13 protein-coding genes are annotated in these 14,126 nt (G+C 62.8%); 4 read left to right on the top strand and 9 right to left on the bottom strand.

Annotated features, from left to right (window positions below; genetic code table 11):
• Nucleotides 1–162 precede the first annotated feature (162 nt).
• Nucleotides 163–837 carry a Crp/Fnr family transcriptional regulator gene (locus SLT36_RS28425; protein WP_432288977.1) on the bottom strand — a complete coding sequence of 225 codons (675 nt, stop codon included), beginning with the start codon at nt 835–837 and terminating at the stop codon, nt 163–165.
• Nucleotides 838–1,349: 512 nt separating this feature from the next.
• Here SLT36_RS28425 and SLT36_RS28420 point away from each other — a divergent pair.
• The 3 genes from SLT36_RS28420 (at nt 1,350) to SLT36_RS28410 (ending at nt 4,328) form a co-directional block, all read left to right on the top strand.
• The gene (locus SLT36_RS28420) at nt 1,350–2,036 is read left to right on the top strand and encodes a hypothetical protein (protein ID WP_432288975.1); all 687 of its coding nucleotides are present in this window, start codon (nt 1,350–1,352) and stop codon (nt 2,034–2,036) included.
• A gap of 314 nt (nt 2,037–2,350) precedes the next feature.
• Entirely contained in the window at nt 2,351–3,406 is a 1,056-nt protein-coding gene (locus tag SLT36_RS28415; RefSeq protein WP_432288974.1) for a porin, read from the top strand.
• 157 nt (nt 3,407–3,563) lie between these two features.
• Nucleotides 3,564–4,328, top strand: a complete 765-nt coding sequence (locus SLT36_RS28410; protein ID WP_432288972.1) for an IclR family transcriptional regulator — start codon at nt 3,564–3,566, stop codon at nt 4,326–4,328.
• A gap of 49 nt (nt 4,329–4,377) precedes the next feature.
• Here the strand turns inward: SLT36_RS28410 and SLT36_RS28405 are convergent, their stop codons facing one another.
• The 3 genes from SLT36_RS28405 to SLT36_RS28395 form a co-directional block, all read right to left on the bottom strand.
• Nucleotides 4,378–5,553: a Rieske 2Fe-2S domain-containing protein gene (locus tag SLT36_RS28405; RefSeq protein ID WP_432288971.1), complete on the bottom strand. Its 1,176-nt coding sequence runs from the start codon at nt 5,551–5,553 to the stop codon at nt 4,378–4,380.
• Between the two features lie 14 nt (nt 5,554–5,567).
• Nucleotides 5,568–6,533 carry a PDR/VanB family oxidoreductase gene (locus SLT36_RS28400; protein WP_432288969.1) on the bottom strand — a complete coding sequence of 322 codons (966 nt, stop codon included), beginning with the start codon at nt 6,531–6,533 and terminating at the stop codon, nt 5,568–5,570.
• 70 nt (nt 6,534–6,603) lie between these two features.
• Nucleotides 6,604–8,271, bottom strand: a complete 1,668-nt coding sequence (locus SLT36_RS28395; protein WP_432288967.1) for a thiamine pyrophosphate-binding protein — start codon at nt 8,269–8,271, stop codon at nt 6,604–6,606.
• A gap of 316 nt (nt 8,272–8,587) precedes the next feature.
• Here SLT36_RS28395 and SLT36_RS28390 point away from each other — a divergent pair, with 316 nt between their 5' ends.
• Entirely contained in the window at nt 8,588–9,772 is a 1,185-nt protein-coding gene (locus SLT36_RS28390; protein WP_432288966.1) for an aromatic amino acid transaminase, read from the top strand.
• A 128-nt stretch (nt 9,773–9,900) separates the two neighbouring features.
• On the opposite strand, the gene SLT36_RS28385 is transcribed toward SLT36_RS28390, so the two are convergent.
• Genes SLT36_RS28385 through SLT36_RS28365 form a run of 5 tightly spaced genes read right to left on the bottom strand, consistent with a single transcriptional unit; the run spans nt 9,901 to nt 14,113 of the window.
• On the bottom strand, nt 9,901–11,073 hold the full coding sequence (locus SLT36_RS28385; RefSeq protein ID WP_432288965.1) for a 4-hydroxybenzoate 3-monooxygenase: 1,173 nt from the start codon (nt 11,071–11,073) through the stop codon (nt 9,901–9,903).
• Between the two features lie 46 nt (nt 11,074–11,119).
• Entirely contained in the window at nt 11,120–11,788 is a 669-nt protein-coding gene (locus tag SLT36_RS28380) for a 4-carboxy-4-hydroxy-2-oxoadipate aldolase/oxaloacetate decarboxylase (RefSeq protein ID WP_432288963.1), read from the bottom strand.
• Nucleotides 11,785–12,441 carry an RraA family protein gene (locus SLT36_RS28375; RefSeq protein ID WP_432288961.1) on the bottom strand — a complete coding sequence of 219 codons (657 nt, stop codon included), beginning with the start codon at nt 12,439–12,441 and terminating at the stop codon, nt 11,785–11,787. Before SLT36_RS28375 ends, SLT36_RS28380 begins: the two co-directional genes overlap by 4 nt.
• Entirely contained in the window at nt 12,438–13,100 is a 663-nt protein-coding gene (locus SLT36_RS28370) for an RraA family protein (protein ID WP_432288959.1), read from the bottom strand. The genes SLT36_RS28375 and SLT36_RS28370 overlap by 4 nt, the downstream gene beginning before the upstream one ends.
• On the bottom strand, nt 13,097–14,113 hold the full coding sequence (locus tag SLT36_RS28365) for a hypothetical protein (RefSeq protein WP_067967568.1): 1,017 nt from the start codon (nt 14,111–14,113) through the stop codon (nt 13,097–13,099). Before SLT36_RS28365 ends, SLT36_RS28370 begins: the two co-directional genes overlap by 4 nt.
• Nucleotides 14,114–14,126: the final 13 nt, after the last annotated feature.

Here is a 14,126-nt window from a genome sequence, read left to right as displayed (position 1 = left end):
GAGGCTCGCAACCTTGGCAGGCTTTTTCAAGGGCTGGCTTGACAGACACGACGCCAATGTTCAGTCTTGGCTACCGGCCTTGTGTCGCCGAGCCGCCAAAATTCCCCTAAGTTATTGATTTTGCTGTGCTGCCGGCGTTGGGGGACACCAAGCGCCGCGGTGCTAGTCGCCGTAGTGGCGCAGCTTGTCGAGGTCCAGGATCGTCACGCCGCCACCTTCACTGCGGAGCAAACCTTCCTTTTCCAGTTCCTGCAGGATTCGGTTGGCGACAGGCCGAGACACGCCGGCCAGCAAGCCGATCTCTTCCTGACTGATATCGATGTGTTTGCCGACGAATGGGCTGATCACCGGGTTGAACAGCGAGGCCAGACTGCGCGCTACCTTGCCGGTCGAATCGAGCGTGCGGTCATGCTCCACCTGCGCAATGAACTGCCCAAGCCGCTCATTGATGAGCCGCACCAGCAACCGGTCGAAGGCGACGCTGTTTTCGAACAGCCAGAAGAAGGTCGCGCGATTGAGAAGCGCCACCTGCGTGCGGCGCAGTGCAAGGACGTCATACTGGCGAGGCTCGTCCTTGAGCAGAGACCCTTCGCCGAACCAGCAGCTTGGCGGCAGGCCGGCATAGGTCACCGCCTTGCCCGAGGTGGTGATCGAACCCAGCCGCAACAGGCCACTGACCACACCGATCCAGTTGTCTATGCGATCGCCGCGATGGATGAAATAGGTGCCCGGCTCAAGGACGCGCAGCATGATACCGCGTCGTGCACGCTCGCGCTCATCCTCCGGCAGTTCGCGCGCCCAGAACACCGAGGCCAGAAATTGCTCCGGGCTTATCACGCGCGCTCCCATTCCTCATGACGAGTCGTGCGTACCATGTCTTTGTCACGCTCGCCATGCCGCGTGTGTGGCCGCGTGGTGTGCCGGTCGCTTCCCCACCCAGGCGCGTCGCCCATGCCCGTGGGGAATGTTAGCGGGCGCTCAAAGAATGGCAGGGGCATCGTCCGGATCGACTATGCCAACTGTGCAGAAGTCATTGTAGGCATGATCTGCCAGCAGCATCGATTGGACGACGGTGCCTGGCCGAGCAGCCCCGACCGCGGAGGAGCCTCATGGGTGCGGATCGTGGCGCGGATCGCATCGAGGGGAGGGTATCGATGAACGCTGTCTTGCATATGCGTGGCCGACGACCGGGCCTGGCACTGCGTGCCGCTGCCGGCATTGGCCGGTGTTGAGCCGGCCTCGTTAGCCGCCGGTCGGTCCGCGGGACCAACTTCGCGAAAAGCGATAGCGCCTCAAGATTGGATCTTCAGCTTGATGCTCTCTTTTGCATTGGCAAGGATTGATTGGAAATGGTCGAAGATATTCATGCGCATGGAATAACACTTGTCAACAAATACACCGAATTCTTCTTCAGAGAACTGAAGAACATACTCGCAGTTGATCGTGACAATTCTGGATGGCCGGAGCGGCAGCGGAGATCGCGCGATGGTGTGGCTTGCCCGGCGGCGGCGCAATTGCCGAGCAGCATATCGCCCGAGCTGCCTGACCTCGCCTCGCAATTTATCCGAGCCCTGGCTGTCGAAGCGTCGCGCCAGTGCCTGGCAAATGAGGGCGGCGATCCAGGGCTACTGGCGCAGCCGTCAGCCTTGTCGAAGCGGCAAGGCCAAATCCGTGGTGGTGACCTCGACTCCATGACTATTGAGGAGTGGGCAGGCCGCGTAGCGGGGGCTACCTATCTGGAAGAGAACCTCCGCATACCACGATCCACCTTGCACCGTTGGTTCCGTTGCAACGAGGTCATCGCGTTGCGAAAGGGGCGGCAGCGCCACGTATTCCCCCTGGCGCAGTTTGTCGACGGAAGGCCAGCGTCGGGTATTCGCGAGGTCCTGGAGCATATTACCCATCCGCGTCAGGCCTGGCACTGGATGATCCATCCTTCGCCAATGCTCAATGGCCGGACCCCGATCGACTTGCTCAAGCAGGATCTGGTTGGTGACGTCGTTTTGGCTGCGAAAGAACATTCTTTGGCATCGTAAATTCCATAGAGCGCTCTCCATAGGGCGATTTGGATAGAAAGAGTGCGAAAAAACAACGTTTCATTTGTGCCAAATGTATTTGCTGTTTCGTTTGTACAGTATTGTTGTTGTTTTTATATCACTAATCATTTTGATTCATCGAACTTGTGACGAAGAATCGAAATTTGATGTTTATCAATCCAATCATATGTCGATATTCAAGCTGACCGGAAGCGGTATATCAGAAAGTGTTTCTGGCGGATCGGTACTGGAGGTGCTTTCAATATAAGAAAGTACTCTGTGCCATTTGAGTTAATTCTACTGGAGGTTGGATAATGAATATCAAGAGCATTCTTCTCGGCTCTGCTGCGGCTCTGCTCGCAGTTTCTGGCGCTCGTGCGGCCGACGCTGTCGTTGTCGCCGAGCCGGAGCCGATGGAATATGTCCGTATCTGCGACGTCTACGGCGCGGGCTTCTATTACATCCCCGGCACCGAGACCTGCCTCAAGGTAGGCGGCCTGGTTCGCTACCAGATCGACTGGAAGGACACGGACGACGGTTGGAAGAAGTATTCGGCTGCCCGCCTGAAGCTCGATGCCCGTTCGGAGACCGAGTACGGCACCTTCCGTCGCTACATCGAACTGCACTGGCAGAACGACGGCGGTAGCTTCGGTACGACCTCGACCACGCCGCGCCCCTTCACCGACGCGACCGATATGTGGATCCGCTATGCCTACTTCGAGGTCGGTGGTCTGATGATCGGCCGCAACGACACGCTGTTCGACGGCGGTATCGACGGTGAGTTCGACAAGGGCGGCGGCACCTTCATCAACCAGATCCGCTACACCTTCGACGCTGGCAACGGCATCGCGGTGTCGGTCGGCCTGGAAGAGGAAGACAACAACTTCGATTACGTGCCGCTCGTGACCGGCAAGGTGTCGATCGCCCAGGGCTGGGGTTCGGTCAACCTGTACGCCGCTTATGACGATCGCTTCTCCGAGTTCGCCCTGAAGGGCGTCGTCAACGTCAAGGCGACCGACGCCCTGACGCTCCAGGCAATGGCAACCTATGAGTCGGGTGCGACCTGGCTCGGCCTGATTGCCCCGTATTCGGGCTACGACTGGTCGATCGGCGGTTATGTGAAGTACCAGGTCAACGCAAGCCTGTCGGTCGGTGCCGGCGGCCAGTACTTCGGTGATCGTCACTATGGCGACTTCGTCACCGGCCAGACCGTCGACCTGAACGCCAACGACTGGGCCATCGGCGCTGTTATCGACTACAAGATCGTCGAGAACCTGAACGCCAAGCTGGCCCTCAACTACAACGATGGCGACAGCTATCCGGTCGACGGCTCGTTCTCGGGCTTCCTGCGTCTCGACGCTTCGTTCTGATCTGCTGAACTGATCTTGGCAAACCCGGCTTCCAGTCGCCGGGTTTGTCTTTTTCCGCCGACGAACCCAGGGAATTTTCAGGTCGGCTGTCTCGAATTTCGTGAATACTTCTTGCTATGCGTGACATATAACAGGCCATGCGCAGCGGAAGAACAGCATGAGACGGTCGAACCAGGACAATGACGACGAGCAAGGATCCTCGTCAACGGTAAAAAGCGTCGAGGTCGCGGTGCAGATTCTCGATGCACTGGCCGACGCGCCGGGACCGGTGCGCGTGACCGAACTCGCTCGCTCGCTCGACATGACCAAGGCAAGGGTGTCCAGGCACCTGCAGACGCTGACCAGGCTTGGTCTCGTCGACCATGCCCGGGAGGGCGAGGGTTACGTCTTCGGCCGCAAGCTGTTCAAATTCGGACGAGCTGCCGTCTACCGCAGCAATGTCGTCGAGATCGCGCGGACTTATCTCAATGAACTGTGTGCGCAGACGGGTCATACCGCCTTGCTGACGACGCCGATCAAGGGCGGCGCGATGGTGGTACACGCGGTGCCCAATCCGTTCGAGCCGGGTATCATGGTGCAGCCCGGCATGGTGCTCAGCTTGCCGGGATCGCCGGCAGCCCGGCTGTTTTATTATTTCGAGAACAAGAAGCCGGTGCCGCCGCGGGTGGTCGAGAACCTGACGGCATATGGGGTCGATTTCGAGACCGACACGCGCGGCAACGGGCTCGGTGGCATCGCCGCGCCGATCTTTGAGGCCGACGGCCAGATCTGTGCCGCGCTGGGTGTCATCCTGTCGTCGTCGCTGCTGGTGCCCGAGCCCGATGTCCAATTGCTTGCGACCGTGAGATCGGTCGCAAGCGAAATCCAGAAGCGCTACGCCGACGGCGTCAACCCGCCTCTGATGCCCAAGCAAGCAAGCTGATCACCGTGCTTGCCGGTTCGCCGGCGATGCCGCTGAGCCGGCTGTTCGATCATGCCCTGGGCACGACGCGTGATCCGGCCTCGAGCTCGACCAGCGCTCTGGTCGGATCGAAGACGACGCCGATCGGATCCTTGCCGTTGGCAACGGCGTCGACCTGCTGGCGCAGGACGCGGCGCAGCATGCCGATGCCCTGGTCGGTCGAGGTCAGGTTTTCCTCGGAATGGAGGGTGATCGGCCCCTGGCCGACCTGCGCCTCGTAGTCGCCCGGCAGCTTCTGGTGCTCCTGCTCCGTCAGCTCGTGCCAGAGCTTGCCGGCATATTTCGAGCGGATCTTGGCCAGCGTACCGGCTTCGCTGACGCGGCCGACCGAATAGATGCGGAACGACGTATCGTCCATGGGGAGGACCCAGCCGAGCAGGCTGCACGGCCCGTCGACGGTTGCGACCGGACTTGCCACCGCGCGCACGGTCGGCAACACCGCCTCGGTGATGCGCTGATGCTCGCCGGTTTCGAGATCGCGCAGCTGCAGGCTGGAGACGCCGCGCGGCGTGTAGTGAAAGCTCACGCGCGGCATCAGACTCATCTTGGAATTGAACTGGTCGCCGCTGAAGGAGCCGTGCAGGATCGGCACATGGAACGGGTCGAGCACGTTTTCATAGTGCTGGAGCCAGTTGCAGTCGACGATGACAGGCCCGCCGCTGCCGATGCTGCTGTCGTCCGTTTCAAGGAACTCGCCGTCGCCGAGCTTCTCCAGCACGTCATAGCGCGGCAGCGCGGGCTTGCGGTCGAGCGGGCCCAAATAGGCAAAGATCAGGCCGTACTTCTCTTCCAGCGGATAATGCGGCTGACGGATATGTCCGCGTGTCTTCGCGCCCATTTCGGGCTCGCAAGGCTGTTCCAGGCAGTTGCCTTGGGTGTCGAACAGCCAGCCGTGATAGCAGCAGCGAATGCCCTGCTCCTCGACCCGGCCGTAATAGAGCGATGCGCCGCGATGGGCGCAGCGAGGATGAACAAGGCCGGGCCGGCCGGTGCCGTCGCGAAACAGGATGAGCTCTTCGCCCAGCGCCATGATCTTTCGTGGCGTTGCTGTTGCGTCCTCCGACAGACCAACAGGATGCCAATAGCGGCGCAGCAGTTCGCCCATCGGCGTTCCACGTCCGACCTCGGTCAGCTCGGCGAAATATGTCGGCTTGGGCAAGGCATAGGCCGATCCGTCTTTCGTCATTGCAATATCCTCCCCTAGCGGTCGAGCCGCAGCAGCGCCGTCGTGGCGCGTGAGCAGCAGATCATCATCGTATTCCCCGCCGCGCGTTCAGCGTCGCTCAGCACCTTGTCGCGGTGGTCGGGCACACCCTCCAGCACGCGGGTTTCGCATGTGCCGCAGACGCCGTTGCGGCACGACGAGGGCGCATGCACCCCGGCCTGTTCGAGCGCATCGAGGATTGTCTGGTCGGCACCGATCTGGATCGAGAGCCCCGACTTGTTCAGGATGACCGTGAAGCCGCCATCATCGGCGGCTGGTACGCTCGGCGTGAAGGATTCGGAATGCACTGTCGAGGCATCGCGGGACGAGGCGGCGTCCTGGAACGCATCGAGCATCGGCGCGGGACCACAGCAGTAGAGTTGTGCATCCGGCGGTGCCTGAGCGACGATACGCGCGATATCGAGCAGACCATCTTTTTCGCTGTCGACGTGAAGCTGGATGTTGTCGCTGAGCGCCGAGAGCTCGTCGAGAAGTGCGCATTCGGCTCGCGAACGCACAGCATAATGTAGCGTCCAGTCAGCCCCGGCCTTGTGCAGCTGTCGCGCCATGGCGAGCAGGGGCGTGATGCCGATGCCACCTGCAATCAGGATCGAAGTGGCTCTGGAGTCCGCCAGCGCGAAGGTCGAACGGGGCTGCGAGATCCTGATGCGATCGCCGGGCCGCGCACTTGTATGCAGCCAGCGCGAACCGCCGCGTGTTGCCCGGTCGAGTGCGACGGCGATGCGGTAGTCTGAAGCATGCGGCGCGCCAATCAGCGAGTATTGCCGCACCAGACCATCGGGAAGATGGACGTCGATATGGGCGCCCGCGTCGAAGGAAGGCAGGCGCGCGCCGTTGGTAGGCCTCAGATCGTATGAGAGGACCGTCGGCGTTTCGTAGGAAATCCGACGGACGATCACCTCGATCGTCGCGTCGGCAGTCTGCTGGTGACCGTCGTTCATTTTTGCGGCCATCCCAAGCCGTTCGAGGAGGCCCGGCCGCGCGTCCGCGGGATGCCGGGCCCGGTGAGGTTCAGCCCAGCGGGTTGGCTGGTGGCGTGACGGGCGAGGGTACGAAGGGGTGGATCAGCGCCCAGGGGCTCGGCATTTCGCTGACCGAGACGGCGATCAGGGCCGGGCCGTTGCGGTCCTTTGCCCGCACAAGTGCGTCGTGAAGTCCCGATGGTGAGTCCACCTTTTCGAAGGGCAGGCCGAAGGCGCTTGCCAGATGGGCGAAGTCCGGGTTGGCGAGTTCGACCGCGAAGGTGTCGCCGAAGGTGCGCTGCTGGATGCGGCGGACATTGCCATAGTGGCCGTCGACGAAGACCACGACCGACATGTTGCAGCCGTCGCGCGCCAGCGTCGCCAGCTCCTGCATGCCCCAGCCGAAGCCGCCATCGCCATTGAGCGAAACGACGCGCCGGTCCGGATTGCCGTGGGCCGCACCCAGGGCAGTGTTGAAGCCGTAGCCCAACGTGCCCTGGTAGCCCGGGGTGACGTAAGAATTGGCGGCGTGGACCGGGAATGCGATGTTGGAGAAATAGCCGACCTGGGTCAGCTCGCTGACGAGGATGTCGTCCTTGGCCATGCTGGAGCGAATGGCCCTGACATAGTCGGTCTGCGGCTGGATCGCATCGGTCTGCGAAGCCGACCAGGCCTTGACCTTGCCGATCTTGTCGGATGACGAAGCTCGTGGTTCGGAAGGCAGTGCGGCGAGCAAGGCTTCGGCGGCAGCCGTCGCGTCGGCCTGAACCAAAGAGCCTGGTGCGCGTGGCGCGCCGGCGGCACCGGCATCGACGTTGACATAGACATATTTGCTGTCGCCACTGGCGTGGGTCGGCTTGGCGATGCCGTCGATGAACCGGGTTCCGATCGCGACGATCACGTCAGCATGCGGGAAGACCGCGCGTCCGCCAAGCGACGTCAGGGCAAGCGGGTGGTTGTCGTCAAGCAGGCCGCGCGCGCCGTCGGTCATGACCACGGGCGCCTGCAGCCGCTCGGCGAGCGCCTGTATGGCTTTGCCGGCACCTGAAGCAGCGGCACCGCCACCAACCTGGATGACCGGGAATTTCGCCTGCGCCAGGATTGCAGCTGCTTCCTTGATGGCGCCGGCCTGCGGCTCGAGCCGGCTGAATTCGGCACGGGGCAGGACTTTCGTCATGCCCTTGGCCTGCAGCACGTCGGGCGGCAGCTCGATGGCCACCGGGCGCGGATGGCCGGAGCGCAACTGGACGAAGGCTTCATGGACGAGCGCGGGCACGTCTTCGGGGCGATGAGCGATGCCGTGCCATTTGGTCAGCGACTTGAGGATGCCGCTCTGGTCGGGAAGCTCGTGCAGCATGCCATGTTTCTGGCCGATCAGCGTCGAGGGGATCTGGCCCGAAATGCAGAGCACACGCGAGCTGCAGGCATAGGCGGTGGCGAGGCCGGACAGAGCGTTGAGCACGCCGGGGCCGGGCACGACCATGAAGACGCCTTCGCGGCCGGTGGTACGGGCATAGCCGTCGGCCATGTAGGACGTCGCCTGCTCGTGGCGGGGCATGATGTAGCGAATGCGGTCCGGCTGGCTGCGGATGGCGTCAACCGCCCAGTCGAGCTGAATACCGGGAATGCCGAAAATGTCGGTCACGCCTTCTTCCAGGAGTTGGGCGACCAACGCCTGTCCTCCGGTCAGCTCCATAGGTTCGTAGTTCCCGTTCACGCCGCTTTTCTCCGATTGGTTTCGCTTGCAGGGCGGGCTCTGACCTGAGGCCGTTTTGCCGGCCCAGGAGCGTCCCAGAACCCTGCGAAGAGTCACATGAAATGCAAAGTCGTCTCATAATGCGTTACATCGTCTCGCTAGTCAACGACAAAACACGATAGCTGGTCCGCGTTGGAATCCGCCTGGGCTGGTTGTCGTGTAACATCAGGAAAAATGCTAGAGGACGCGCGCCACAAGAGGTCAGCTTGATGAGTCCGAGTTGACCATGTTCAAAATGCGCGATAAAGTCTCATAATACGAGACAATAGAGGGTGATATGTTTTCAAATCTCTCCACGCCGACAGCCGACCCGCTGCTCGGAATGATGCAGCAGTTCCGCGACGACCCGAGCGCCGACAAGGTCGATCTCGGCATCGGCATCTACAAGGACGGGCAGGGCAACGCGCCGGTGCTGGCAACGGTCAAACAGGCGGAATCCTTCCTGGTGGAGAACCAGAAGTCGAAGGCTTATGTCTCTTCGGCCGGCAATGAAGACTATAATCGCTTGACGCGGGAACTCATCTTCGGCCCCGACAGCAGCCTGCTCGCGCGCTCGCAAGCGATCCAGACGCCGGGCGGCACCGGGGCGCTGCGTGTCGCAGGCGATTTCGCCCAGAGCGTGAAGCCGGGCGCCAAGGTCTTCCTGCCGGATCCGACCTGGCCGAACCATCCTTCTCTGCTGGCTGCTGCTGGCCTCCAGGTGGTCCGTTACCCCTATTACGACGTCGCGTCAGGCAAGCTGCAGTTCGACCGGATGATCGAGGCGTTGCGCGCCGCGGGTCCCGGCGACCTGGTGCTGTTCCACGGCTGCTGCCACAACCCCGGCGGCGCCGACCCGAGCCTGGCGCAGTGGGCCGAAATCGCCGAATTGCTCGCCTTGACCGGTGCCACCCCGCTGATCGACCTCGCCTATCTCGGTTTCGGCGACGGGCTGGCCGAGGATGCCGCCGGCGTCCGGCTCCTGGCCGAGCGCTTGCCGGAAATGCTGATTGCCAGCTCCTATTCGAAGAACTTTGCGCTCTACCGCGAACGCGTTGGCGCGCTCACTTTGGTGGCCAAGGACGAGGCCACGGCCAGCCGCGCGCACGGCCATCTGTTGCCGGTCGTTCGTACCAACTATTCGATGCCGCCGGACCACGGTGCTTCGGTCGTCGCTCACATTCTTGGCAATGCGGCTCTGCGCACGACCTGGGAAGGCGAGGTCGCCGAAATGCGCGGACGCATCAACGGCATGCGCGAAAAGCTGGTGGCAGCGCTTGCCGGTCGCACGACGCGCGACTTCGGATTCCTCGGCGTACAGCGCGGCATGTTCGCCATGCTCGGCATCACCCCTGCCGACGCCGAGCGGATGAAGGTCGAGCACCATGTCCACATCACCAGCTCGGGCCGCGTCAACGTCGCCGGCTTGAACGACAGCAATGTCGGCCATGTCGCCAACGCTATCGTCGCGGTCTGCGGCTGACTTCGGTGACGGCGGGCTTTGGTCCGCGTGAATGAAAGAAGGGCGGCGTTCCATCGGAACGCCGCCCTTTCCCTTTGAAGGCCTATCGCCGGGATCGGCTTGTCGCCGTGTTCCGGAATTGGTCCGGATCAGATTTCGTAAGGCAGGCCGAGCTGGGCCTTGCGCAGCCGCTGCTGGCCGATCTCGGTATTTCCCCAGTGGTTCAGCGTCTGGTACTGCATCCGGGTCTGGAAGCTCGTCTGGCCGGGGAAGATGTGCAGCGCCTCGCACATCGAGCAGGCCCAGTGGACCGTCGGCCAGATCCGGCGCAGGCACATCTCCGAATAGCTGTCGAGCAGGGTGGTGTCGTTGGTCGTCAGCAAACGGTGGATCGCTTCGGCCATGATGCGCGCATCACCAACCGCGAGGTTAAGCCCCTTGCCGCCGCTCGGCGGAACGATATGCGCTGCGTCGCCGGCAATGGCCAGGCGGCCGTGGCGCATCTTCTCGCAGACATAGCCGCGCAGGCGCGCCACCGAACGTTCGATGATCGGACCACGGTTGAGTTGTGCGGCCGTGCCGTCATCCATGCGGATGTCGAGTTCGTCCCAGATCTGCTGGTCGCTCATCGCATTGGGGTCGGCGTCTGTTGCAACCTGCAGATAGAGCCGACCGACCGACGCGGATCGGGCGGAGGCGACAGCCAGGCCGCGCGTCGAATGGGCAAAGCCGCGGCGGGCGGCGAGCGGTGCCGCCTCGGCGAGTATCCCGAGCCAGGCAAAAGGATATTCGGTGAGGAAAACATGTTCGTCCGAACCGGGAATGTGCCGGCGACTGACGCCATGGTAGCCGTCGCAGCCGGCGATGAACTGGCACTCCAGCACCTTGTCTTCGCCATTCTGGCGATAGTGGATGCGCGGAGCGTCCTCGATACCGTCGAGCCGCGATACGTCGGCTTCGAAGACGATCGGCAGGCCGTCGGCCTCGCGTTGAAGGATCAGGTCCTCGACGATCTTCTGCTGGCCGTAGGTGGTCAGGTGCCGGCCGGTACCGTCGTCGAGCGAGATATCGGCCTTCTGCCTGTCCCAGCACAACTGCATCGAGCGCATCGGAATGCCCTCACGGTTGAGGCGCTCACCCATACCGTAGGTGCGCAGCGTGTCGACAGTACCCGATTCGAGAACGCCCGCCCGCACGCGCTCGAGCACATAGGCCCGCGTGCGTCGTTCGAGGATCACCGAGTCGATACCGTTGAGCTGGAGAATGCGCGCCACAAGCAGGCCGGCTGGCCCCGCGCCGATGATCCCGACCTGAGTTTTCATGAGTTCACCCATTGCTGCTGACTGGTTTGCGGCGCCGTGTCCGGCGTCAGTATTCGAGGCCCTTGTCCTTCAGGCGCCCGCGCAGATTGAAGAGGTCGAGGCTGAGGACGCCCTTGGCGAGTTCTGTGCGCTTGGCTTCCTCATCGGCGATGCGCCGCTCGGAAAGTTGTGCGACGGTATCGGCCAGTTCGCGCGGGATGATCACGACGCCGTCGTCATCGGCGACGACGACGTCCCCGGGATTGACCACCGCACCGGCACAGGAGACCGGAACGTTCACCGAACCGATTGTTTCCTTGACCGTTCCCTGGGCACAGATCGCTGTCGACCAGACCGGGAACTTCATCTGGGTGAGGTCGCGGATGTCGCGGACGCCTGCGTCGATGACCAGGCCGATGCCGCCGCGCGCCATGACCGAGGTCGCCAGCAAGTCACCGAAATAGCCGGCGTCGGACGGCGAGAAAGGTGCCACGACAAGGATGTCGCCTGGCTTGATCAGCTCGATGGCCACATGGATCATCCAGTTGTCGCCGGGCGGCACCAGGACGGTGACGGCGCTTCCCGCTATGGCGGCACCTGGATAGATCGGCCGCATGCGCGAGCTCATCAGGCCGGTCCGGCCTAGCGCTTCGTGGGTGGTGGCGACGCCGGCCTTGGCCAGCCGGGCGATTGTCGCGCTGTCGGCGCGTTCGATGTTGCGGACGACCTTGTTCATGACTGGCGCGTCTGCAGTGAGTGGTAGCGGTACTTCACGCGGGCATCGCGCAGCGACATGCCCTCGGTGATGGCTTTCCGGATGGCGTTTTCGGCGATGGCGATCTCGTCGGCGAGGTCGAGAACTTCGGTTGCACGTGCGCTCGGAATGACGACGACTCCGTCGGCATCACCAACCAGGATGTCGCCCTGGCGAACCAGCGCACCGCCGATCTCGACCGTGATGCCGGTGGCGTCGACCTGGACACGGTCCTTGCCGGTTTTCATCGAATAGCTGCGCGAATAGATCGGATAGCCGAGTCTGAGGCAAAGATCGACGTCGCGGCAGGCGCCGTCGATGACAGTCCCGGCAAGGCCCTTGTGGCTGGCCAACTGGGTCATGATATCGCCCCAGACGGTGCAGTCCTCACGGCCACGATTGTCGAGCACCACGACGGTGCCGGCCGGCAGGTCGTCGATGAAGTCGCCGACATTGCCCGGTGCCAGCACGTCGACCGGCACGTAGCGGACGGTGAAGGCGCGGCCGACAAGCCTGAACTTGTGGTCGCGTGGCTTGATGCCCCGGCAGACACCTTCGATGCCAAGCCGGTCCATGGCGTCGGACAAGGTGGCGCAGTCGTGTTTTCCGGCGCGTTCCACGGCCTGGTCGGTCATTGCATTGCCTCGAGCATGTCTTCGTAATCGGCGCCGAGCACTTGGGAGACCCGCTTGCCGGCCTTCAGGGCTTCGATCATCAGGCGTTCCTTGGCAGCGATACGCTCGCCGGTCCGGATCACCTTTTCCGCATTGTCGGCGGTGATGAACACCGCACCCGAACCGTCTGAAATGACGTAGTCGCCGGGCGTCACCATCACCGCGTCGATGGTGACGGGCACGTTGGTTGCGACCTCATGGACGCGGCCGCGAGCCGTGCGCACGGTGGTCGCGCGGGCAAAGATCGGAAAGTCGAGCCCGTTGGCTTCGTCCATGTCACGCAACGGCCCATCGACGATCACGCCCTGGATGCCGACAAGGCGCGCGGCCTGGGTCAGCACTCCGCCCCAGCCGCCGGCGTCGATGCCGGGATGGGAAACGACGATCAGCGAGTTGGCGTCGCCGGCTTCGATGGCGCGGGCACCAAGATGGACCTTGGGTGCGCCTGCCGGCGCCGGGCCTTCGGCGAGGGCGACAGTGACAACGCGCCCGGCCACCACGCCGCCGCCGGAGCGACGGGCGATGCCGGTGACCGCACCAGGCAGGCCGAGTGCGTCGAGCGCGTCCGAGACCGTGCAGGCATCGAGCCGTCGCAGCCGTTCAAGCAACTCTGCGCTCATGACTTGACGCCCCACCAGTACATGCCCTGGGCGGTGCCGGTACCGGCCGGTGAGCGGTAGCAAGGCACATAGGCCACTTCATGGAATTCTGTGTCGTAGGCTTCCATGACACCTGCGGTGGTGATCCAGCTCTTCATCTCCGAAGTGCCCGACTGGAGCTCCGAAAGCGGGATGTTCTTGAGGAACTCGGCATCCTTTTCGCGCATCGCCTGCATGAAACGGGCGTCCCAGTCCTCATCGATGGTGAAATGGCTCATGCCGCCTGACCCGAACACGACGACACGGGCGTCGCTGTTCCAGGAGCGGATGGCCTCGCCGACGACCTGGCCGAACTTGTAGGAACGGCGGGCGGTCGGCTGGTTCGGCGGGAAAAAGGTGTTCTGGTAGATCGGAACGTTGGGGATGACCTTGTCGCGCATCACCTGGCGGTAGATATGGCCGAAGGCGTGGCTGATGCCGGTCGTGCGCGGATTGTGTGTCGGCAGTTTTGGCGAGACCGTGATGTCGAACTCGTTCTCGACCAGATTGCCGATGATGTGCTTGGCGAGCTCCGGCACCGTATCGTATTCGCGATACTCTTCCGGCGCGTGCCCGGCCTCGCCCTCGGCGACACCAGGCGGCATCAGGCGGCGGCCCTCTTCGGTCGCCGGATGATGGCGGATCTTGTCGCCGTAGTAGATCATGTAGGGCGGGCTCAAATCCTCGCCGTAGATCTCGTGCTGGTCGTTGCCAAAGATGATGGCGACGTCGGCCTTCATGGCATCGAAGGCATCGGCCAGTCGTTCGCTGGCGATGTGGCACTTCTCATAATTGGCAGTCATCGCCGCCATGGTGCTGCGTTCGGCAAGGTTCTCGTCCTTGCGCAATTCGCAGAGCTGGTCGAACGAATAGACGCCGCCCCGGAACGGGTGCATGCGGGTTCGGTCCGACTGGACGCGCAGCAGCCATTTGTCAGGCGTGGTGTGCAGTTGCGGCCCGTGGGCCGTGCAGATGAAACCGACTATTTTCGCCATAGGTAGCCTCCAT

The sequence above is a fragment of the Aminobacter sp. BA135 genome, from assembly GCF_050859125.1.
Lineage (GTDB): Bacteria > Pseudomonadota > Alphaproteobacteria > Rhizobiales > Rhizobiaceae > Aminobacter > Aminobacter ciceronei.
The sequence above is the reverse complement of the archived record's forward strand: the minus strand, read 5'-3'. Positions and strand labels throughout refer to the sequence as shown.